Raw genomic sequence first — 20689 nt, 5'->3', positions numbered from 1 at the left:
ATAAATTTTAAACCATGGAGCGCCACCGGCGCTCCATGGTTTTTCTTTTCCCTAAAAATAATAAGAGTTGACTTATTGAGTTGAGTATAGTAACATTTGGGTAATCACTTTTCTTATCAAGAGTGGCTGAGGGACTGGCCCTATGATGCCCGGCAACCTTTAACATATATCGTTAAAAGGTGCTAATTCCAGTTAAGATGAGAGTGAGTGCAAAGATTACAAACAGTAAATCTTTCCTTGCTTTTGGAAAGATTTTTTTATTTTCAAAAGAAGAGTGACAAATTTCAAGGAGGTTTTTATATGAAAAAACTATTAGCAGCAGTGAGTGTATTGGTGTTAAGCGGGGCGCTGCTGGCAGCTTGCAGCAGCAACGCAACCAATAAATTAGTGGTGGGAGCGTCAGCAACACCGCATGCAGAGATTCTGGAACAGGTGAAACCGATACTTGCCGAGCAGGGAATTGAGCTCGAAATAAAGGTTTTCGATGATTATGTTTTACCAAATAAGGCGTTAGAGAGCGGCGATTTGGATGCTAACTATTTCCAGCATATTCCTTATTTAGAGGAACAAATTGCTACTTACGGGTATGACTTTGTGAATGCCGGCGGCATTCACATCGAGCCGATTGGTATTTATTCACAACGCTATAAAAGCATTGATGAGGTAAAAGATGGTGCCAGTGTATTGATGAGCAACTCGGTTGCTGACCATGGTCGAGTGCTTGCGCTCCTTGAAGCGCAAGGGCTGATTACTTTGGACCCAAGTGTTAATAAAGCAGCAGCAACTATTGAGGATATCACGTCGAATCCTAAGAATTTGCAGTTTAAAGCGGATTACGCTCCGGCATTAATGGCGCAGATTTACTTGAATGATGAGGGCGATTTAGTGATTATCAATACTAACTTTGCTATCTCAGCAGGGCTTAATCCTCTGACTGATAGTATTGCCATTGAAGGTGCTGATTCACCGTATGTAAATATTATTGCTGTACGTACTGAGGATAAGGATGATCCGCGGATTAAAGCGCTGGTAGATGCCTTGCATTCAGAGGAGATCCAGCAGTGGATTTTAGATAAATATCAGGGAGCAGTTGTTCCGGTTGAATAAAACTTATAAAAAACACCGATTAAGTCGGTGTTTTTTTATGCCTTCTTTCTGTCTTTGAAGCGACGATTTGCAGGGCGCTAATCGGGATATAATAGTAATATGGTTGAGCTCACCATAAAAGATAGAAATAAAGGAGAGAGAAGATATGGGAAATGTTTATACATATATAAATAGCAAAACACATAAAAAACGTGTGCTTATAAATTGTCATATTGACACAGAAACATATAAATATAAAATGGTCGAAGATTGGGTGAAAAAATATGGTATGGACTACACTGAATATAAAACAGGTCCTATTCCACAGCCTTATCCAGACCATAAAGGGATCGATTTGCGTGGGGAAACATATAATAATATTTATGTAGTTGTGTCTGGAAAAGTAACATATGCCGGTAATCGAAACGATTCAAGAGGGAATTATGTTGAAATTGTTAATGGGAAATATACTTTTTTATATATGCATCTTTCAGATATTAATGTATATACTGGACAAAATGTTTTGGAAGGCGATTTGCTAGGCTGGGAAGGTGGAACAGGTGGATGGCCACCGCATTTACATTTTGAAGTAAGAGAGAATGGAACACCTATTGATCCATATAACATTGCGCAAAATGGTTTAGCCACTGTTGAAGTAAAAATGCCAACAATTAGTGCGGTGCGATTGGCAGACCCAACAAAGGTTCGAGTAAATTTTTCAGGGGGCTATTTCAACAATACTGGTGATGCACCAGGGTATGTGGCAATCCGAAAAGGAAATATTAATGAGGGAAATGGACAGATTATTCATTATACAGGAATTATGAATGGTCAAGCAACTATTTCCAATGTATCAACAACTGATAAAATTTGTGTTTTTGCTGAGTTAGGTATTTCGTGGGGTGGTTTTAACTATCCTAAATCAAATATTGTTTATTTTGAACCGAATGTTAATATGCCAAAAGTTACAGCTAGTCGAAACCCGGATGATCCAACAAAGATTGATGTAAGTTGGACAGCGGGGAATGTTCCAAAAACATTAACTGCTTACTTAGTTGCTCGTTATAAAGATGGAAGTAGCCAATTTATTAAATGGAGTGTTGATTTTAATAAATCTGGCAACCATACATTTGAAGGAGTTAATCCAGACAAAGACATTAATATCTTTGCTGAAGCAGATACAAATGCATCAGGTTATCATCAATCAAATGAAGTTTTAATTTCCAAAGTTATTACTGTTCCAGAGATGCCTATAGTTACAGTGTCGCGGGATACAACTGACCCTACAATTATTCGTTGCAGTTGGACAGCGGGTAAAAATACAAATAGTGTTGGAATGAAATCATACATGTTGGCAAGAATTAATAATAAGCAAACCAATCAAAAACTTGTTCAAAACTTGAATTTTAGTGCTAGTGGGTCATGTATATTTACGGGTGTAAGTATAGATGAAGATATTTATGTTTTTGCTGAAGTTGAAGTAGATGGTGGAGTAAAATATTATCAATCAAACATTGAGATATTAAACTTATCCAAACCAGAAATGCCAATAGTGACTGTTATCCGTGATCAAAAAGACCCAACAATTGTCCGTTGTACTTGGACGGCGGGGAAATATACCGGCGGTAGCAAATATAAATCATATATGCTAGCGCGAATTAACAATTCAACAACTAATCAAAAGATAATTCAGAGTTTAGATTTTAATAAATCCGGCTCGTGTGTATTTAATGGAGTGGATATTAACAATAAAGTCCATGTTTATGCTGAAACCGAGCGCTTAGCAGGAGTGGCATACCATAAGTCAAATATTACAATATTAGATCCATCAATTCCGCTGATGCCTGCGATTACAGCGGTTCGTGATACAACAAATCAAAGTAATGTAATTATTACATGGACAGCCGGAAAATATACTGGGGCACCAAATATGACAAATTATATGGTAGTTCGCTTTAAAGAGAAATATCAGGGTTCTGGACAAATTATTCAGTATGGATTGGATTTCTCAAAAAGTGGTTCAATGACAGTTAAAGGAGTTTCCACAACAGAAAAAACCTTTGTATATGGTGAAGCTTCGTTGAACAGTAAATATTATGAAACGAATACGATTATTTTATAAACTTATAAAAAACACCGATTAAGTCGGTGTTTTTTTATGATGATACAACCTTATTATATAGAAAAAAATTTTGCGAAAAAAATGCATAAAAGTACTTGACAGTACAAGGTACCCTGTAATACAATGTAACCAAGGCAAATAGTACTTTGCATTGCAAGGTATGGAAAAGGAGTGAGCAAATGGATACCCAACTTAAAAAAGGAACCTTGGAGTTATGTATTCTTGGGTTGCTGTCGCATCGTGATTGGTACGGATATGAATTAACACAAGAATTGAACAAAGGTCTACAAGTAAAAGATGCAACCGTATACTTAATTCTGCAGAGGATTGAAAAAGCAGGGGTTGTTGAAGCGTATGTAAAAACGATAGACACTGCGACAAAAGTGCGTAAGTATTATCGTTTGACTGACTTTGGAAAATTAAAATTGCAGTCGTTGGTTGAAGAATGGGAAAACCTTGGAAGCATCATCACAAACTGTATTGAAAAAGGAGAGATTATACATGACTAAGGAACAATACTTAGGAGAATTACAAAGACATTTAAGTTATTATGTATACGTTGACCCAAGCATCATTCAAGGTTATAAAATGAACATTGATGAAATGCTTGATGAAGGGTTAACAATGAATGAAGTTGTTGAGCGTTTGGGAACGCCATCACAATTAGCAAATGCGTTGGCTCAAGAATTTGACTTAGTATTGCGCAAGAAAGTTGGTATGCCAATGTGGGTTAAAGTTATTCTAATCATCTGTGCCTTGCCAATTATATTACCATTTGCATTTACCGCATTCATGCTTGTGGTTACATTCTTCTTAATACTTATTACTTTTGCAATTACCGGTATTACCAGTGCAATCTGGTGCTGGTTCTCAGTCGACTACACCATTGCCTTTAAAATTCTATATTCAATAATGGGTGTATCGGCAACAGTAGCATTTAGTATTCTGACCTACTTTGCCGGACTCGGTGTATTCCGATTAACTAAAAAGATCTTTAATAGAAAGCGAGTGGTATAATATGCAACAAAAAAGATTAAATCGTATTTTAGGAATTACATTAGCGATTACATTACCAGTAACGATTATTCTGTTTATCGTATGTACAGCAATGGCGCTTTCTGGATCGGGTATTAATCCAAGCAGTATACGTACAATTGATGATAACTTTGCTAATGTTGAAACTTTGGAAGTTTCAAAATTAGTTGATAACGTAGAGATAATTGCAGCTGATGTTAAAGATGTTCATGTTCAATATGACGGGTATAGTGATATTACTACAAAATATAATGAAGCAACAAAAACCCTTGAATTAAAAAGTGACCCAACCATTGGAATGGGTATTATCAACGGTGGATTTAAATTCAACTTCTTTAAATGGAATCATGCCGGGACATTAACAATTACCGTACCAAAAACTTTAACATACTTCTCGTCGTCAGACATCGTTGGGAATATGACAATCAGTGGTTTATCACTAGAAAATCTAAAATTAGAGTCTGGTGTAGGTAACACAACAATGGAAAATATTACCGTTGATAACAACGCTTCAATTACTGGCGGTGTCGGCAATATCGATATTATCGGGCTTACTGCAGAAACGCTGAAAATCCGTGGTGGTATCGGCAATCAAAGTTTTGAAAACATCACTGTTTCAGGAACTAGCACTATTGATGCTGGAATCGGAAATATTTACATCACTGATTCAAAATTAAACATCCTTACCGGATCATTAGGAATCGGTAATCTTGACCTAAACGGCACAACAATTGAACAAAATAAATTGAAAAGTGGCATTGGCAACATTGACTGGGCTGATGAGTAAAATTTAAAAACAGCGGCGCTCCAACCGGGCGCCGCTGTTTTTCCTTGTTCTTCCATACGCTTTTCGGTATAATAAGATAGTTTGGAGGAACAACATGATTTACTTAACTAGTGGCTTATTAATAACTGCCTTGGCATTAATCATTGCTTATGTAGCACGAATAACTTTTCGCGGCAGTTTTGTTGAAAAAAGCGGGATTGTAACCGTAGGGAAAATCCGTTCGGTAACTGAGCATAAAAAAACGCGCGAAATAGGGGTTATATTTTATGTTGGCAGTCAGAAAATTGAGACTAGCTATCATCAAAAAAATACCAATCTCGGCGAAGTTACGCCGTTTATCATCGGCGATATTATTGAATTGAAGTATGATAAAATGCATCCGCAGACGATTATTTTGAGTAAATAAAAAAGGCAAGGACCTCGTGTCCTTGCCTTTTCGCTTTTCTACAATAAATATTCTTTATATTTTTCAATGTCGCTTAATTTACATTCAACTAAGATTTCACTGCCATTAGCATTGTATTCAGTTGAGATAACATGAGCATGATCATTAAAGTATGATACGATCTGGCCTTCTGAAAAAGGGATTTGGAATCGAACTTGACGATAATCTTTGAAGATTTCCTTGCGAATCATATCCATTAATTCCTCAATACCGATTTGACTTTTGGCAGAAAGATAAATGTTGTTGCCTTCAATTCTCGGAATTTCACTTTGTACTAAGTCACATTTGTTATATACGTAGATAGTCGGAATGTTATCAGCTCCGAGTTCGCCGAGTACTTGATTGGTAATATCAATCATTTGCAGATACTCCGGCTGGCTGAAGTCAACAACGTGCAGCAAGAGGTCAGCTTCGATGACTTCTTCTAAAGTTGAGCGAAAGGCGCGCACCAGGTGATGCGGCAGTTTGCTGACGAAGCCGACCGTGTCACTAAGCAGAAATGTTTTGTTATCGGTGAAAGATATTTTACGTACTGATGTATCCAAGGTTGCGAAAAGCATGTCTTTTTCGAAGACGTGCTTTTTATCTTCACTGAAACGATCAACCGCAGCATTCATTAATGTTGACTTACCAGCATTGGTGTAGCCGACAATTGAAACAATTGGTAATTCATTTTTCTTGCGTTGTTTCCGCTGGGTGTGGCGGTGGTTGACAATGTGCTCCAGTTCGCGATTGAGTAAAGCAATTTTGTCTTCAATTCGGCGACGGTCCAACTCGATTTTTTTCTCGCCGGATCCACGGTTGGCGAGGCCGACGCCGCCACCCTGGCGGCCGAGCGAAGCACGCAGGCCGACCAGGCGTGGCAGCATGTACTGTAGTTCGGCAACTTCAACTTGAAGTTGCGCTTCTTTAGTTTTGGCGCGTGCACCAAAAATATCTAAAATTAAAATTGTCCGATCGACAATTTTAACTTCTAGTTCGCGCTCCAGATTACGAAGCTGTGAAGGTGAAAGTTCATCGTTGCAAATCACTAGATTAGCATCGTTTTGATCTATCACAAGTCGAAGTTCTTCGACTTTCCCGGCACCAAAATAATGGGTAGGGTGAATGCGATCAAGTTTCTGGGTTAATTCACCGACAACAGCAATATCGCAGGCATCGGCAAGGTTTGCCAGTTCCTCCATTGAATAATAAAATTCAGTGTTATTATCTAATTGCACACCAACAATTATAGCTTTTTGTTCCATAAAAAAGTCCTCCTGTAAAGTAGTAAGATAGAAGTGCTTCATAGGATGGCGGTGCCACTGTTTAGCAAGCCGGGGTCAAAAGCACCGCTTCAACGGGGCGGCACTTCTGAACCAAAGCGGCAATACTTGAGACTGACGGACACAATTCAATTAAAAAGACGCACGAGCACCAGTTGGATGACAACCGGAAATAAGTGCGTCACAAGTCTAAAAAATGGTATCGGAAAAGGCAGGCTCATACCAACATCTCATATGAGATGAAGCACTTAGTTATAGTGATAAATAGATCTGCCAATAATACATGAACCGATACCTCCTTACGTTTTAAAATCGTATTTATTGTAACATGGCACCGGTATTAGCGCAAGCAAGGATACAACACAAAAGTAACTTATTCACTTTTGTTCGGTGAAGAGTATGTTTTTGCAAGAAATTTCTCATAAAAATGATATAATAAAGGAAATTGAACGATGAAGGTGATTTTGTATGCCAAACAATCTTTTTCAGACTGCCGATGGCACAAGTATTAACTATATTGATAGTAAAGTTGGCAAGCCAATTATTTTTATTCATGGCTGGGGCAGCAGTTTGAAAGATTATAGTGAACCGATGAAAGCATTGAGCCAGCGGGGATTTCGTTGTATTGCTTTAGATTTGCGAGGTCATGGTAAATCCAAAGCAAGCTCAGGATTTACTGTTGCTCAGGCTGCTCATGATGTACATGAGTTAATTGAACATTTAGAATTAAAGGATGTTGCTTTAGTTGGTTGGTCAATGGGCGGAGCAGTTATTTTTAGTTATGTTGAACAATTTGGTACTCAGTATTTGAAAAAACTTATTATTGCCGATATTAGTCCACGAATGAAAAATGATGATAGCTGGGATATGGGACTTTATAAAGGTGCATTTAATGCAGCCATGTTTAAGTACCAAAAGAGTTTGCTGCCTGACCACTTTAATGTCTTTTATGGTGATTTTATGTATCAAGTGGTTAACCGCAGCGGTCATTATAAAACTGCGCCATATTACTTCCGCTGGCTTTCGAGAATTTTTGCTTTCCGGCGTAAAGCAGCTCCGGATGTTCTTTGGACATACTGGAACGCACTATATAAAGCTGATTACCGCAATGTCCTTAGCAAAGTTCTAGTGCCAACTGCGGTGTTCTATGCTGAACCGGGGTCACTTTTCAGTCCTAAAACAGCTGAATATATTGCTGCAAATATCCCTGGCAAAGCCGAATTAGTGCCATTCCCGGATGCTGACCATTTGTTTGTAGTCAATCAAAAAGAAGCTTTTACCCAAGCTGTGGAGCACTTCTTAAATACATAGGAAAAAATTTAGATAACAGCCGAAATTTCTCTGGGATTTCGGCTGTTATTTTTGCGTTTGAACCAAGGAATAAAAAAATCAATTAATGGATACCACAAATATGTTTTTTTTGGAAAATATGAAATAAGGCTGATACTCCTTTTTTGTTGTGATAGTATGATTTTGAACTATAATTATAGGGATGCTCCTATGGTGAAATATGGGGGTTCGATTTAAAATTTAAGAGGGGGTTATTCGCAATGAAAAAGAAAATTTTTCACGTGCTATTAGCTGCATTCATCGCTATAAATACTTTCGGATTTATCGGTGAATACGCGGTTTCAGCATTTAGTAATGATAATGTTGTGACCGAACAAAATGAAACAGACAATGAGACGAATACAAATGAGGCTCCGGCTGATGAGTTGGAGCAAATTGATAATCCGACCACGACGAGTGATCAGTCGCGCAGAGCGCAACTTCGCAATGCGTCAACAATTAATGTTGGCCTAGCGGGGATTGCCTTTAGTGCAGCCGGAAATATTGGTGAATTGGGAGATCCAATTGATATTCCGAGTGGACAACAAGTTTTGGTTAGAACAAGTTTTGGGGTGAGTTCAAATGGAACAATTGGCGCACGTCAGTTGATGTTCCGTATTGAATTGCCGAAAAACGCAAACTTTATTGCTGCGCAAAACGATGTTGTAGACTTTATCTTTGGCGGACCGGCAGGACCCGATGATACTACCGTAGATGCGAATAAAGATTACCTATGGGCAATTTTCAAAAACGAACTGAGTGCCGGTGATGGTAAGAGTTTTTCATTTTATGTAACACCATCTGCAACCGGGATAACGCCAGACAGTACTGCATATCCGATTGCAATTCAAGCATATAATGCTGATACAATGCAAACCGTTAGTGAATTGAAAACTAACAAAATTGTTGCGCGTAGCGATAAGTTTGATTGGAATAATGTATCAGCAGCAGTAACTGCCGGAGCTACTTTCAATTCAAGTGGTACTGCAGCAGTTCCGGATATGAAAATCCGGTATACGACCAGTAGCAAAAATGCTGCCGGAACGCTAGGGGTAGCGTTTGCTAAAGAAGTCAACTTTGTAGAACGTTATCAAGTACCGCTTGCTGCTGATGGCACGCCATTGGTGCAAATTACTGCTGATAATATGAAGGATGGTAATGGCGCAGTTTTAGTTGCAGGCACTGACTATATTGTTAATGCTTCTAAAAATGGTTTTATTACTGACTTTACTTTAACTAAAAAGATCGAAAATGCGGATACAACTAAAGAGTTGAACAGCCCGCAATTCACTTTGAATATTAGCGGTGCAAAATTAGATACTGCTAAAATCATTGCCGAGTATGGTTTAAATGCAAATGATACTTCACCAGTATTTTCTTTAATAGCTGTTGATCCGGCGCATACGGTGACGCCGGCAGTTGCTGCCAAAAATATTGGCACAACGGCACAGGCTTTAGCGCAAACCGGCGCACCTAAAGTGAATTTCACTTTTAAAAATACATTGGAAACCGGTAATGAGACACAAGAGAAGAATACTTTTACTAAAAAGATTATTAGAATCGGTGCTACCGGAACATCAAATACAGCTAACGATAAATTAGCGGCCTACCCAAATGATATTATCGTATATCAATTGGGACAAGGTTTTAAGAATTATCAAAAAAATGCTTTAGATGAATTAGTCTTCAGTGATGTTGAAGGTTTAACCGGCGGTTATAATAAGGAAGAGACTGTACCGGTGCGCCTTACTACCGGTGTATACAAGTTGGCTGATAATAAAGAATTGGAGACAGCATCATTAACCATTAAAGTTGCTTATTCAAATGGAACTTCATTGACGCAAACCTTAGATGCCGCAGCAATGGCGAGCAGCCAGAATATTGCTATTCCAAACGATATGCAAGATAAAGTAACTTCAATTACTTATACTTTTAAAAATCTTGATCCGAATTTTGAAATTAAAACCGGACCACAATTGTCATATCGAGTTGTTAGTCAAATTGATGCAACTAAAAACGGCAGCAAATTTTATAATACGGCTAACATGACATATAAATATAAAAACCCTGATGATGGTAATAAAGTTATTACTAATACGCAAACATCGAGTCAATTTTATTTCTATAAAGATAAACCAACAGATACAAATGGGCGTTTCTCACAAAATAAAGATGGTCAAAATCTATCACGTGCAGGAATTATGCCTACGAACAATGAAGTAGTTCTATTTACTATTACAGTTGAGAACAAAGATACAGCAACTTGGAATGTTGGTTCAATTGACGATTCATATACATATAACTTGAGTGCTTACGATGGAACAACAGTAATTGCTGATAATGCATCTTCAAAAGCTATTGATGCGCAATATTTATCATCGGCACCACTTAACGCAGTTGTTTGGGATCCAGCTAATCCAACACAAGTTTACGGCGACCAATCAGTACTTCAAAGTGTAACTGATACGGATGCTGTAGCTCCGGGTATGGGGAATCTGAAGTTTAACTTTAAAGCTGGCGGTTTAGCGATTGCTCCGGGGCAATCACTAAAAATCACATATACAATGAAAGTTGATGATGATTTTAAAGCCGGACAAACAATTGGGAATACTTTCAAAATGTATTCAACTACAAGTAAACTTATGGCTATTGGTGAGTTCTGGTGGGGTCCGGTTACGCCTAGTTTAACTGATAACAACCGTAATAAAGATTGGGCTAATTTATCTGGTTCAACATTGACCGAAAACCCAATTCCCCAAGATATTATTGCATTTACTTTATTGGTAAAAAATGAATCAGATAATGATTGGGATGGACCGATCAGCATCAATGATAATTATGGTACTAAGATGCTTCCTTACAGCAGTATGGATGGTATCAGTCCAAATTATGTCAATTATGCTAAATTCAATAGCAGCAATCCATTAAATATGGGGGTGCTATTGGCGCCAGCAGGATTTGACGATAGTCAAATCAAGGTAACTTTAGATGAAGTAAACAATAAATTCGTGGTTGACTTCGGAACCAACACTATCAAAGTTGGTGAGGAAGTAAGACTTATCTATACAATGAAAATCAATAACAATGTTATTCCTAATGAGAAGATTGTTAACCAGTTTACTTTGACTAATGCTAACATGGAAGTATTAACCGGGCGTCGTGAAATCACTATTAATGGCTTTGCCGGTAAAACTGGTATTGTCAGTGTAGCTAAGAGTGCAGTTGGCGTTGATACCGGTTCAGGAGTTGCTTCTAATACGGCTAAATTAGTAAATGGAGAACAAGTAAAATATAGTATTGATGTAGCCAATTATCATACGCGTGATAATATGATCGTCCACTTCAATAACTTAGTGGATTATTTACCAAATAACATGAAGTATGTAAACAATTCAGTGAAAGTATATCGTGTTGAGCTTGATGGCAGTGGTAAAGAGACGAGTCGGGTCGAAATCCCAAGCTCTGACTTTACTGTAAATTATACATTTAATGCTGATCCGGCCAATCGTCAGAATACTATTACAGTTAAGCTGAAAAACTCGCAGGCTTTACCTGGACAAACTTATGTTGATGGTAAATTGACTAAGAGTGAAAAGATTCTTGTTGATTATAATGCAGTTGTTGATACTGAGTCAGCAGATTTCCCTGATATTCCTATCACTGATCGTCTGGTAGACCGTAGCAACCAAGTAAAGGCATTCTTTGTTGAAAGTTCTGGAGAAATCAATAACTTTAAACAAGGTGGAAAAGTTTATGATGACACTATTGACGAAGATGGTGATTTAACAACTAATACTGTATTGGATAGTTTAGCAACGGTAAAAGTTGCCAACAGTAAAGCTTTATTCGGAAACATTACCAAAGCAGTGACTAATCCAACAATTAATGTAGATTCAACGGCATTGAGTCATGACTATACAATCAGTATGCAAAACTATAGTTTAGTACCATTGAATATTGATAAAGTTGTTGACATTATGCCTAAATATGAAACACTTGATACAACTAAACCAGTCTCATTTGTAGCCAGCGATGGAACAACTTATGAAGCAGTTTATGATGTGAGTACATATACGAATACAAATAATGAGGCGCTGCAACGGATTATTATCAGAGGTTATAAAGATAATGGAGCAACTAAAGCTTTATCATTAATTAAAACTGAAGATGTAGCCGTTCCGATTACATATAAAATTACGTATAGCACAGTTGTTAATGCTACGGCAGCCTTAAGTGATATGCAGGCAACTGATGTTGCAACGATTGCAGCTACTAACTATGCGGCAATGTATTTACCAGAAGGAACATCACTCACAATTACCGGAACAAGTGCGACATCTAAGAATACAACTGATGATGTAGCTGGTAATGACTGGGATAGCAATCCAGATACAGCAGTTCGCTACCAAACCAGCGCACCAGTTAATGTGACTTCAAATTACATAAGTCCATTTGTCAGCATTCAAGCACAGAAAGTGTATACATCTGGTTCAGGAAGTTCTGAAACTTACGGTGAATATAAAGCTGGGGTTACGACAGTAAACCCTGGTGATATAGTTGCATGGAAAGTAAATTTAGGAAACTCAAACCAAACTAATACACAAACAATTCAAGCAGGAGCGAAGTTAATTGTAACTTTACCTAGTGGTGTTACATATAAAGGTTATTCGCTAGATGCTACTGGTAATGAAGTAATTCCGGCATTCGTTGACGCGACACCGGAGCAAAAAACTGATGCCAGCGGGAACACAGTATTGATTTGGACAGTTAAACAAGATATTCCTAAAGCAACTACGAATTTAACTTTCACTATTCGGACTGCTACAATGGAAAACCAATATGCAACTTATGGTGCAACAGCATACTTTATTCCATTGCAAAGTCATGAACAATATTTCTACCACAGTATGTTGAATACTGCGAATGAGCATAAAACATATTCATATGATGATCAATGGACTAATATCAGCCAATTTATCCCAGCTTTAAGCAATGATGTTCACCTCGTTAAGAGTGTGACGCAAATGGATGTTTATGGCGAGTTGGGATTGAGCAGTTGGTTTGAATTAGCAGATCAAACAAAGCAGGCAACACCTTCTACAATCACAAGCCGCTCGGCTGGTGATCGTATTATGGATTTAAGCAGCCGAGATGATTTGACACGATTTACAATGCGAATCAATGTTGAAAAAACTGAAAATGGCTTTAAAGACATTGTTATGATTAACCGTCTGCCATCGATAAATGATACGAACTCATTAGATGCTAAAGCACGTGGCAGTGAAGCAGCGGTACGCTTAGTTGGTAATGGCAGCTTTAACGCAGTTATTCTTGATAACGCAACAAATGCAGTGAAACAAACTTTAGTTGAAAATACTGATTATGTGGTTGAATATTTCTTTGGTGCTGTTGATGCCCAATTTACAACTGCTGACTGGAACGGAACTGCGGATAGTTCACGCTGGCTGACCGAGGCTGATGCACTAGCAGCAGGCAAGTCAACTGAAGAAGCGACAGCTTTCCGGGTACATATGATTGATCCGAACTTTAAGTTGGAAAATCTTTCAAGTCTTGCAGTATCATATGATGCAAAATTAAACGATTACAAAGTTGGTGGCAAAGTTGCTACAAACTCATTTGGATATAGCGGAAGAATCGGTAACTCGATTGTGGTTATGGCTGAGCCGTTGGCATTAAGCCTTCGTGCGCCTGTCTTAAAAGACCGCGCCGTAGTAACTAAAATTCTTGATGATAAACGAACAACACCGACTGTAACAAGCTTCTCAATGGATCTTGTAGGTAAAGACAGCAGTAATGTTGAACAATACCGTGAAACAATAACTATTGATGCCACCACAATGATGGATGCCAATAATGATGGTATTCCAGAAGGTTGGAGCGGAAGCGATACATTCTATGAATTGCCATTAGGTCTTAAATATTCACTAGAGGAACCAGCTATTACCGGATTTGAGACACCGACATATACAGTTACTCCTGAAGTGCAAACTGATGGAACAACAGTTTGGAATCTAACGGTTGTTAATAAACCAGTCTTAAAAGATACTGTGACGGTAACAAAAGTATTGGATGATAAACGACCTGCTCCGGCAGTGACAAGTTTCTCAATGGATATTGTAGGTAAAGATAGCAGCAATGTTGAAAAATACCGTCAAACAATTACTATGGATACTGACACAATGATTGATGCAAACAATGATGGTGTTCCTGAGGGTTGGACAGACACTGAAATTTTCAACAACTTACCATTAGGATTAACATACTCTGTTGAAGAACCAGCTATTGCTGGATTTGAGACACCGGTATACAACGTTAGCTCAGCAGTTCAAAACAATAATGGTGAAAAATTATGGACAATTACAGTAACCAATAAGCCGGTGCTTAAGGATGCTGTAACCGTGATTAAAGTATTGGATGACCAATGTTTAACACCAAAAATGACTAGCTTTGAAATGGATATTGTCGGAAAAGACAGTAGTGATGTTGAACAATATCGCCAAACAATCACTATGAATACTGATACGATGACTGATGCAGACGGCGATGGTGTTCCTGAATCTTGGACAGATACAGAAGTATTTAATAATCTGCCATATGGCTTAACCTATTCAGTAGAAGAACCAGCCATTGAAGATTATGAAGCACCGCTTTATCAGGTAACTTCAACAGTAGTTAATAATAACAACGAAAAAATGTGGACAATTACTGTAACCAATAAACCAACAAAATATGATGACGTTACTATCATTGGTACAATTATTGAGCCAGAAACACAAGTGAGCGGATTCAGTTTATTTAACAGTAAAACAATGAATGTTGAGTTAGTTAAATATGATTCGGACACTAATGAAGAACTTGAACGTACCGCATATGCGTTAAACTTAGCGCATGATGGTACGGTTACATGGAATGGTTCAACTGAAGAACCAAAATTAGTACATGGCTTCAATTATGATCTTGAAGTTTTAGGTCTTGAAGGCTATACGGTATCGCAAACTAATGACATGGAAGTAAAAGATTACGGAAATTCATGGACATTAACGGCAACCGCTACTAGAAACCCAAGTCCGGTAACCCCTGAATTACCAACAACCGGTGATGATTCAGCAACAATCGGATTAGCAATTGGTGCAATTGTCTTATTGGCAGGCACAGGATTAGTTGCAATAAAACGGAGAAAATAAAAAAAGTTGGACGGTAAATCCGTCCAACTTTTTATTTAATTAAATGTTTAATGCTGACTTCAAAGTCGGCTAGCTTGGTTAATGCGTTTTCTTCAATAATCAGCTCTGCAAAACGATTTAGTGTTTCAATCGAATATTCATCTGCAAAGTAACATAATACCAGACCTTTTTGGATAGTGAACTTTGCTGCCTCATCGTCAAAATGCATATAGAGCAAGCCATGGATAAAAGTGACCAGTCCGTGCATTGATTCGGTCAGCGGATAGATGCTTTCGTTGAGTAATAACTCACAATAGTGTTGTGCTTCAGCAAATTGTCGAGATTTAATAGCAATCATTAACATTGATTCAAGTAACTGATTTCTAATAAATTCAGCATGCTGGATACCTTGATAACTATGAACAATATCCAGAGCCATTTCGCCTATGCGATTTCGTTGATTAAATGGAAGTACTAAAATAATCATTGAGATGAAATAAAGTTCGGTCAGATACCATTGTTCCATATCAATAATTTGACGCCACATTTGCTGAACATCAAGAGTGAGTTCTTCAGGCACAATACTATTTTGTGTTTCAGTAAATAGAATCCATAAACGGAAACAAGTTTTAAATGCGAAAAAATAAAAATCATTTGTTTGTATATATCTATCTTCACAAAATTTCAAGCCTTCTCTGGCAATAGCTAGATCTTTTTTCGATTGGCATCGGCGAATATAGGAAAATGCTTTAGTTTTATGATCTAGACGACCATCTGCCGATAAAAACAAAAGTTCTGGCAGTCCGCAATCCAAATTGTATGCTAGCTGAGTTACTTTTAAATAAGATGGTTGAATTTGAGTTCTTTCAATTTTCCCTATCGTTGACTGGTCAGTTACATTTGTGGCTACCTGATTTTGTGTTATATTTTTATTTTGTCTTATCTTCCGTAAGGTATTCCCAAAATTATTTTTAACCAGACTAAAATATCGCTCCATAACATTCCCCCCCGGTTTGTATGACGTATAATAGTATTATAACTAATCTAACTATAAAAGGAAAGCTCAAGTAAACTCTAGTCTTTTTGAAAAGTGTAAGCATTTTATTTGTATATATCACTAATTAGTGATAATATAAAAGTATGAAAACGAAGTATAGTAATAAAGACCAATTAAATTTAGATGTTTTCATTAAATTAAGTCGTTGTGCTCAAAGCGTCCAACGGAAAATACAAAAATTTTTTTATCAATATAATATAACAGTGCCACAATTCGGGGTATTGGAAATGTTATATCACAAAGGAGATTTATGTATCCAGGAAGTTATTGATCGCACTTTGTCTTCAAGTGGCAATATGACAGTTGTCGTGGAGAACCTGCGGAAAGAAGGATATATTTCGAAACAGCAGGATAAAAATGACGGACGTAAAATGGTCCTTCATCTTGAATCCAAAGGACATGAATTAATGGAGATATTATTTCCAGCATTTCTAATTGAATTAGATCAGCTTATGATGGTATTAAGTGAAGATGAAAAGGTTGTTCTGAGCGAATTATTGAAACGCCTCGGACATGCCCAAGAATAAAAGCATGGCTCCTTTGGGAGCCAACAAATTTAATAATATATCACTAATTAGTGATAAAAGGAGAATGAATAATGATACAAATTAAAAAACCGGATCAAATGGGATACTTTGACCATGGATGGCTAAAAACACTGCACCACTTCTCATTTGCAGATTATTTCGATCGGGATAATATGCATTTTGGTGTGTTGCGGGTAGTGAACGATGACTTGATTGAACCAGGGATTGGTTTTCCAACGCATCCGCATAATGATATGGAAATTATTAGCTATGTTGTTGATGGTGAGCTTTCACATAAAGATAGTATGCAAAATGCTTCAACAATTGGTCGTGGTGAAGTACAATATATGAGTGCAGGAACTGGGGTTTTCCATTCAGAAGAGAACTTCGGCAGTGAATGGACACGACTTTTACAGATTTGGGTACTTCCCGATGCCAAAGGACATACGCCAAATTATGGTGATTTCCGCTTTGATTGGAATGAGCGGGTAAATAAATGGTTGCATATGGTTTCAAGTAAAACCGGTAATGCACCTATAAAAGTGAATCAAGATGTCAATTTCAATGTTACTTATCTTGAGGCTGGCAAAACTATTGATTTTGAGGTCGCTCAAAATCGGCAGGCCTATGTAGTACAGATTGAAGGACATTCAATTATTAATGGTCAACGGGTCGAAGAAACCTGGGCACTGGAAAGTGTTGAAGAAAATCTTCATATTGAAGCAGATGATAATAATTCCCATGTCTTGGTTATTGAAATGGCAAAGTATGAGGGATAATTATGAAAACAACAAATTTTACAATTGATAAGATTCATCTTCGTGCGCAAGATGAAGCAAAAATGCGACATTTCTATGAAACAATCCTGCGTTTCATTCCACGGCAACTCAATGCCAATACGGTTGAGTATGCTGTGTCACCTTTTGCGGAAGCGGTTTTGCAACTTACTTTTGACTTAGAAGCCGAAACAGAAGGACGAAGCGCAGGTTTATATCATTATGCAATATTGATGCAAGAGCGCAAAACCCTTGCGGCAGTACTACAGCAATTGATTGATAATAACTATCCGCTTATTGGCGGTGGCGACCACTTAGTGAGTGAAGCCATTTATTTAGAAGATCCAGAAGGAAATGGTATCGAACTTTATTACGATCGTCCGGCAACGGAGTGGCAGTGGCAGAACGGTGAAGTACTTATGGATACATTACCAGTAGACATTGATGAACTACTCACTCATGCTTATCCATGGGAAGGATTTCCAGATTCTACTCATATCGGGCACTTACATTTTTATGGTAGCAATATCAGTGATGGCGATCAGCTATTTATAAATATTTTAGGAATGGATATGACGGCAGAAATGGGTGCTCATGCACATTTCTACTCAAATAATCATTACCATCACCATTTTGCATTGAATACTTGGAAAGGCAGTGGAATACCGTTGCACAACCCTGCTGCTAAGGGCTTGATTGCATGGCAGATTTCAGTGAATGCTGACTATTTTGCACTGATTGCTGAAAACTTAATAAAAAATAACCGCACCCATGAAAATGATGGCAACACTATTAAGACTCGTGATGCCGTAGGTTCGGAATTAATTATAAAAAACACTAGCGCTTAAGCGTTAGTGTTTTTATTTAGTGTTTTGTCATTAGTGGAAATAATTTTGCTTCTGTATTATAATGCGAAGTAAAGGGTGTTAAATAATTGGAGGTAATGATTATGAAGCCAAAAGAACTGCTTTGCCAATGGGTTGATGCATTTAATAATACCGATTTAGAAGCAATTATAGATTTTTATGATGATAATGCTATTAACCACCAAGTTGCTAATGAGCCGGTTATTGGTAAGGTGGCTATAAAGCAAATGTTTGAAAAAGAATTCTCCGGAGCAGAAATGGCTTGTATTGTTGAGAATATTTTTGAAGACGGTCAATGGGCGATTATGGAGTGGCGTGATCCATTAGGTTTACGAGGCTGCGGCTTTTTTCAGATAGTAAATGATAAGATCGTATTTCAGAGAGGCTACTGGGATAAGTTGTCTTTCTTGAAACAGCATAATTTACTAATTGAATAACTGGCATTAATCAAAATGCTAAACAAAAACAGACAAGCCTTGAGGGATTGTCTGTTTTTACAACTGCTTAAGCTTTTTCATAAAAGGAAAAGCAAAGGATAGTCGAATGGTGTATAATTGAGGGGAACGGGAGTGACAGTGGAATGAAACAAAAGATGTATGTAACTGATCTTGACGGAACCTTGCTTTTTAAGGATAAGGTGCATGACCGAGATGTTGAAATGTTGCATGAATTGCGGCGTTCGGGGCACTATATGGTTATGGCTACAGGACGTAACCTATCTGGTATCCGAGAGTTTGAGCGCATGGCTGATATTCATTTTGATTATTATATTTTGACCAACGGCTCTACATTATTTGATGTAAATCATAATCTTCTACACCGGGTTACGGTGCCAACCGATATTGCCCGCGAGATTATTATGGAGTATTATCCGACCGGTGAGTATCAGATGGCGGTTAGTGATGGTGATAATTTTATTATTGTGGAAAAGGATTATCATAACTTCCAAATGGGGAATGATAATGGCGCGATTCAAATTAAGCCATATGATTATTTTGTAAATGAGATGCCGGAGATTAGTTTTATGAATATGCATCCGGTAGCTGCCGGCCGCGCGAATGGAATTGAGCGGGCGGAGGCATTGCGAGCGAGTTTGACGAGCCGTTATGGCGATCGGGTTGTTGGCTATCGGAATGACGAGTTTATTGATGTTGTGCCGGCAAATTGCTCGAAGGGAAATGCAGTGACGGCTTTAGCCGGAGATTTGGGTGTATCATTAAGTGATACATTGGTTATTGGCGATTCTTGGAATGATTTGTCAATGTTCCAGCTTGATGATGTACAGAGTTATAGCTTTGATTATGCGGAGCCGGCTTTACATCAACATGCCAAACATATTGTCAGTGATTCAGCAGCAGCTATTCGTAAGTTTTTAAAATAATATTGAGGTGGCAAACAACTATGGAAAAGAAATTATATGTAACCGATTTAGATGGTACAATTGCTTTTAAAGATCATATGATGCACGATGAAGACGTTGCTATGGTTCATAAATTGCGCGAGTCTGGTCATTATATGGCAGTGGCAACCGGGCGCGATATGAATGGTATGCTTGAGTTTGATCAACGTATCCAGGTACCTTTTGATTATTATATCCTTTCAAACGGGGCGTTGATTATGGATCGTGATTTCAATGTTATTTATGAACAAGCAATTGAGCATGAAGTTGCGATGAATATTATTAAGCATTATTTTGAGGCGGATGAGTATTTTATTGCGACAAGTAATGGCCGCGAGATGACTGTCGTCGAGCGGATTTACGAGAATTTCCAGATGGGTGAGTACCGCAGCGTACTTTCTTATCAGGAATTTCTGGCGACGCCACCAGAAATTTTGTTTTTGAATTTACAGCCATATGAGCGTGAAGAGAATAGCGCAATTGAACGAGCTATGGCGCTCGATGCAGAAATAAAAGCGAAATTCGGAGATGTTGTTGATTGCTTCCGTAATAAGTTTTTCTTGGATATTGGTCCTAAAAATATTTCTAAAGGAACCGGTATTGAATTCTTGATGCAGGAAACCAAGGTGAAGCCGGAGATGATTTATGCTATTGGTGATTCATGGAATGATATTCCAATGTTTGCTGTTGAAGGCGTACAGAGTTACAGCTTTGATTATGCGGAGCCTGGTGTACAGGAGTTAGCAAAGCATATTGTTCCTAATAGTGCTGCATGTATACGCGAATTTTTGAAATGAGAAAATCCCAACCA

The 20689-nt window shown here is 37.9% G+C and carries 16 protein-coding genes and 1 riboswitch; of the genes, 14 read left to right on the top strand and 2 right to left on the bottom strand.

The features are described 5' to 3' along the window. Positions 1-110 precede the first annotated feature (110 nt). Positions 111-204: riboswitch (SAM riboswitch) on the top strand. 96 nt (positions 205-300) lie between these two features. The 6 genes from FEZ08_RS04855 (at position 301) to FEZ08_RS04830 (ending at position 5436) form a co-directional block, all read left to right on the top strand. Next, on the top strand, positions 301-1107 hold the full coding sequence (locus FEZ08_RS04855) for a MetQ/NlpA family ABC transporter substrate-binding protein (protein WP_138190587.1): 807 nt from the start codon (positions 301-303) through the stop codon (positions 1105-1107). A 145-nt stretch (positions 1108-1252) separates the two neighbouring features. Beyond that, positions 1253-3208, top strand: a complete 1956-nt coding sequence (locus FEZ08_RS04850) for a M23 family metallopeptidase (RefSeq protein ID WP_138190586.1) — start codon at positions 1253-1255, stop codon at positions 3206-3208. Positions 3209-3387: 179 nt separating this feature from the next. Then, the gene (locus FEZ08_RS04845; protein ID WP_138190585.1) at positions 3388-3717 is read left to right on the top strand and encodes a PadR family transcriptional regulator; all 330 of its coding nucleotides are present in this window, start codon (positions 3388-3390) and stop codon (positions 3715-3717) included. After that, entirely contained in the window at positions 3710-4225 is a 516-nt protein-coding gene (locus tag FEZ08_RS04840; protein ID WP_138190584.1) for a DUF1700 domain-containing protein, read from the top strand. The genes FEZ08_RS04845 and FEZ08_RS04840 overlap by 8 nt, the downstream gene beginning before the upstream one ends. A gap of 1 nt (position 4226) precedes the next feature. Then, positions 4227-5030, top strand: a complete 804-nt coding sequence (locus FEZ08_RS04835) for a DUF4097 family beta strand repeat-containing protein (RefSeq protein ID WP_138190583.1) — start codon at positions 4227-4229, stop codon at positions 5028-5030. A gap of 94 nt (positions 5031-5124) precedes the next feature. Then, positions 5125-5436, top strand: a complete 312-nt coding sequence (locus tag FEZ08_RS04830; RefSeq protein ID WP_138190582.1) for a hypothetical protein — start codon at positions 5125-5127, stop codon at positions 5434-5436. 38 nt (positions 5437-5474) lie between these two features. Here the strand turns inward: FEZ08_RS04830 and hflX are convergent, their stop codons facing one another. Continuing rightward, entirely contained in the window at positions 5475-6722 is a 1248-nt protein-coding gene (hflX, locus tag FEZ08_RS04825) for a GTPase HflX (RefSeq protein WP_138190581.1), read from the bottom strand. A gap of 486 nt (positions 6723-7208) precedes the next feature. Between hflX and FEZ08_RS04820 the strand changes: the two genes are divergently transcribed. Both FEZ08_RS04820 and FEZ08_RS04815 read left to right on the top strand, forming a co-directional pair. Further along, entirely contained in the window at positions 7209-8051 is an 843-nt protein-coding gene (locus FEZ08_RS04820) for an alpha/beta fold hydrolase (protein ID WP_138190580.1), read from the top strand. 239 nt (positions 8052-8290) lie between these two features. Beyond that, complete coding sequence (locus FEZ08_RS04815) at positions 8291-15274, top strand: LPXTG cell wall anchor domain-containing protein (protein WP_138190579.1); 6984 nt, start codon at positions 8291-8293, stop codon at positions 15272-15274. A gap of 31 nt (positions 15275-15305) precedes the next feature. Here the strand turns inward: FEZ08_RS04815 and FEZ08_RS04810 are convergent, their stop codons facing one another. Further along, a complete protein-coding gene (locus FEZ08_RS04810) occupies positions 15306-16250 on the bottom strand; it encodes a helix-turn-helix domain-containing protein (RefSeq protein WP_138190578.1) in 945 nt (314 codons plus the stop codon). Between the two features lie 143 nt (positions 16251-16393). Here FEZ08_RS04810 and FEZ08_RS04805 point away from each other — a divergent pair, with 143 nt between their 5' ends. The 6 genes from FEZ08_RS04805 (at position 16394) to FEZ08_RS04780 (ending at position 20675) form a co-directional block, all read left to right on the top strand. Further along, positions 16394-16837 (top strand): MarR family winged helix-turn-helix transcriptional regulator, encoded by a 444-nt coding sequence (locus FEZ08_RS04805; protein WP_138190577.1) that lies wholly within the window; start codon positions 16394-16396, stop codon positions 16835-16837. Positions 16838-16908: 71 nt separating this feature from the next. Then, on the top strand, positions 16909-17616 hold the full coding sequence (locus FEZ08_RS04800; RefSeq protein ID WP_138190576.1) for a pirin family protein: 708 nt from the start codon (positions 16909-16911) through the stop codon (positions 17614-17616). Between the two features lie 2 nt (positions 17617-17618). Then, entirely contained in the window at positions 17619-18461 is an 843-nt protein-coding gene (locus tag FEZ08_RS04795) for a VOC family protein (protein ID WP_138190575.1), read from the top strand. A gap of 101 nt (positions 18462-18562) precedes the next feature. Beyond that, the gene (locus FEZ08_RS04790; protein ID WP_138190574.1) at positions 18563-18916 is read left to right on the top strand and encodes a nuclear transport factor 2 family protein; all 354 of its coding nucleotides are present in this window, start codon (positions 18563-18565) and stop codon (positions 18914-18916) included. Between the two features lie 143 nt (positions 18917-19059). After that, entirely contained in the window at positions 19060-19860 is an 801-nt protein-coding gene (locus FEZ08_RS04785; protein ID WP_138190573.1) for an HAD family hydrolase, read from the top strand. A 20-nt stretch (positions 19861-19880) separates the two neighbouring features. Beyond that, positions 19881-20675: an HAD-IIB family hydrolase gene (locus FEZ08_RS04780; protein WP_138190572.1), complete on the top strand. Its 795-nt coding sequence runs from the start codon at positions 19881-19883 to the stop codon at positions 20673-20675. Positions 20676-20689: the final 14 nt, after the last annotated feature.

The organism is Culicoidibacter larvae (genome assembly GCF_005771635.1).
Taxonomy (GTDB): domain Bacteria; phylum Bacillota_I; class Bacilli_A; order Culicoidibacterales; family Culicoidibacteraceae; genus Culicoidibacter; species Culicoidibacter larvae.
Note: the sequence above shows the minus strand (reverse complement) of the source record. Positions and strands in the feature narration are given on the sequence as shown.

What these genes read in the sequence shown, in the direction of transcription:
- FEZ08_RS04805 (WP_138190577.1), top strand. Translation starts at nt 16,394, where the DNA reads ATGAAAACGAAGTATAGTAATAAAGACCAATTAAATTTAGATGTTTTC.
- FEZ08_RS04845 (WP_138190585.1), top strand. Translation starts at nt 3,388, where the DNA reads ATGGATACCCAACTTAAAAAAGGAACCTTGGAGTTATGTATTCTTGGG.
- FEZ08_RS04795 (WP_138190575.1), top strand. Translation starts at nt 17,619, where the DNA reads ATGAAAACAACAAATTTTACAATTGATAAGATTCATCTTCGTGCGCAA.
- FEZ08_RS04835 (WP_138190583.1), top strand. Translation starts at nt 4,227, where the DNA reads ATGCAACAAAAAAGATTAAATCGTATTTTAGGAATTACATTAGCGATT.
- hflX (WP_138190581.1), bottom strand. Translation starts at nt 6,722, where the DNA reads ATGGAACAAAAAGCTATAATTGTTGGTGTGCAATTAGATAATAACACT.
- FEZ08_RS04830 (WP_138190582.1), top strand. Translation starts at nt 5,125, where the DNA reads ATGATTTACTTAACTAGTGGCTTATTAATAACTGCCTTGGCATTAATC.
- FEZ08_RS04780 (WP_138190572.1), top strand. Translation starts at nt 19,881, where the DNA reads ATGGAAAAGAAATTATATGTAACCGATTTAGATGGTACAATTGCTTTT.
- FEZ08_RS04850 (WP_138190586.1), top strand. Translation starts at nt 1,253, where the DNA reads ATGGGAAATGTTTATACATATATAAATAGCAAAACACATAAAAAACGT.
- FEZ08_RS04785 (WP_138190573.1), top strand. Translation starts at nt 19,060, where the DNA reads ATGAAACAAAAGATGTATGTAACTGATCTTGACGGAACCTTGCTTTTT.
- FEZ08_RS04800 (WP_138190576.1), top strand. Translation starts at nt 16,909, where the DNA reads ATGATACAAATTAAAAAACCGGATCAAATGGGATACTTTGACCATGGA.
- FEZ08_RS04815 (WP_138190579.1), top strand. Translation starts at nt 8,291, where the DNA reads ATGAAAAAGAAAATTTTTCACGTGCTATTAGCTGCATTCATCGCTATA.
- FEZ08_RS04855 (WP_138190587.1), top strand. Translation starts at nt 301, where the DNA reads ATGAAAAAACTATTAGCAGCAGTGAGTGTATTGGTGTTAAGCGGGGCG.
- FEZ08_RS04820 (WP_138190580.1), top strand. Translation starts at nt 7,209, where the DNA reads ATGCCAAACAATCTTTTTCAGACTGCCGATGGCACAAGTATTAACTAT.
- FEZ08_RS04790 (WP_138190574.1), top strand. Translation starts at nt 18,563, where the DNA reads ATGAAGCCAAAAGAACTGCTTTGCCAATGGGTTGATGCATTTAATAAT.
- FEZ08_RS04810 (WP_138190578.1), bottom strand. Translation starts at nt 16,250, where the DNA reads ATGGAGCGATATTTTAGTCTGGTTAAAAATAATTTTGGGAATACCTTA.
- FEZ08_RS04840 (WP_138190584.1), top strand. Translation starts at nt 3,710, where the DNA reads ATGACTAAGGAACAATACTTAGGAGAATTACAAAGACATTTAAGTTAT.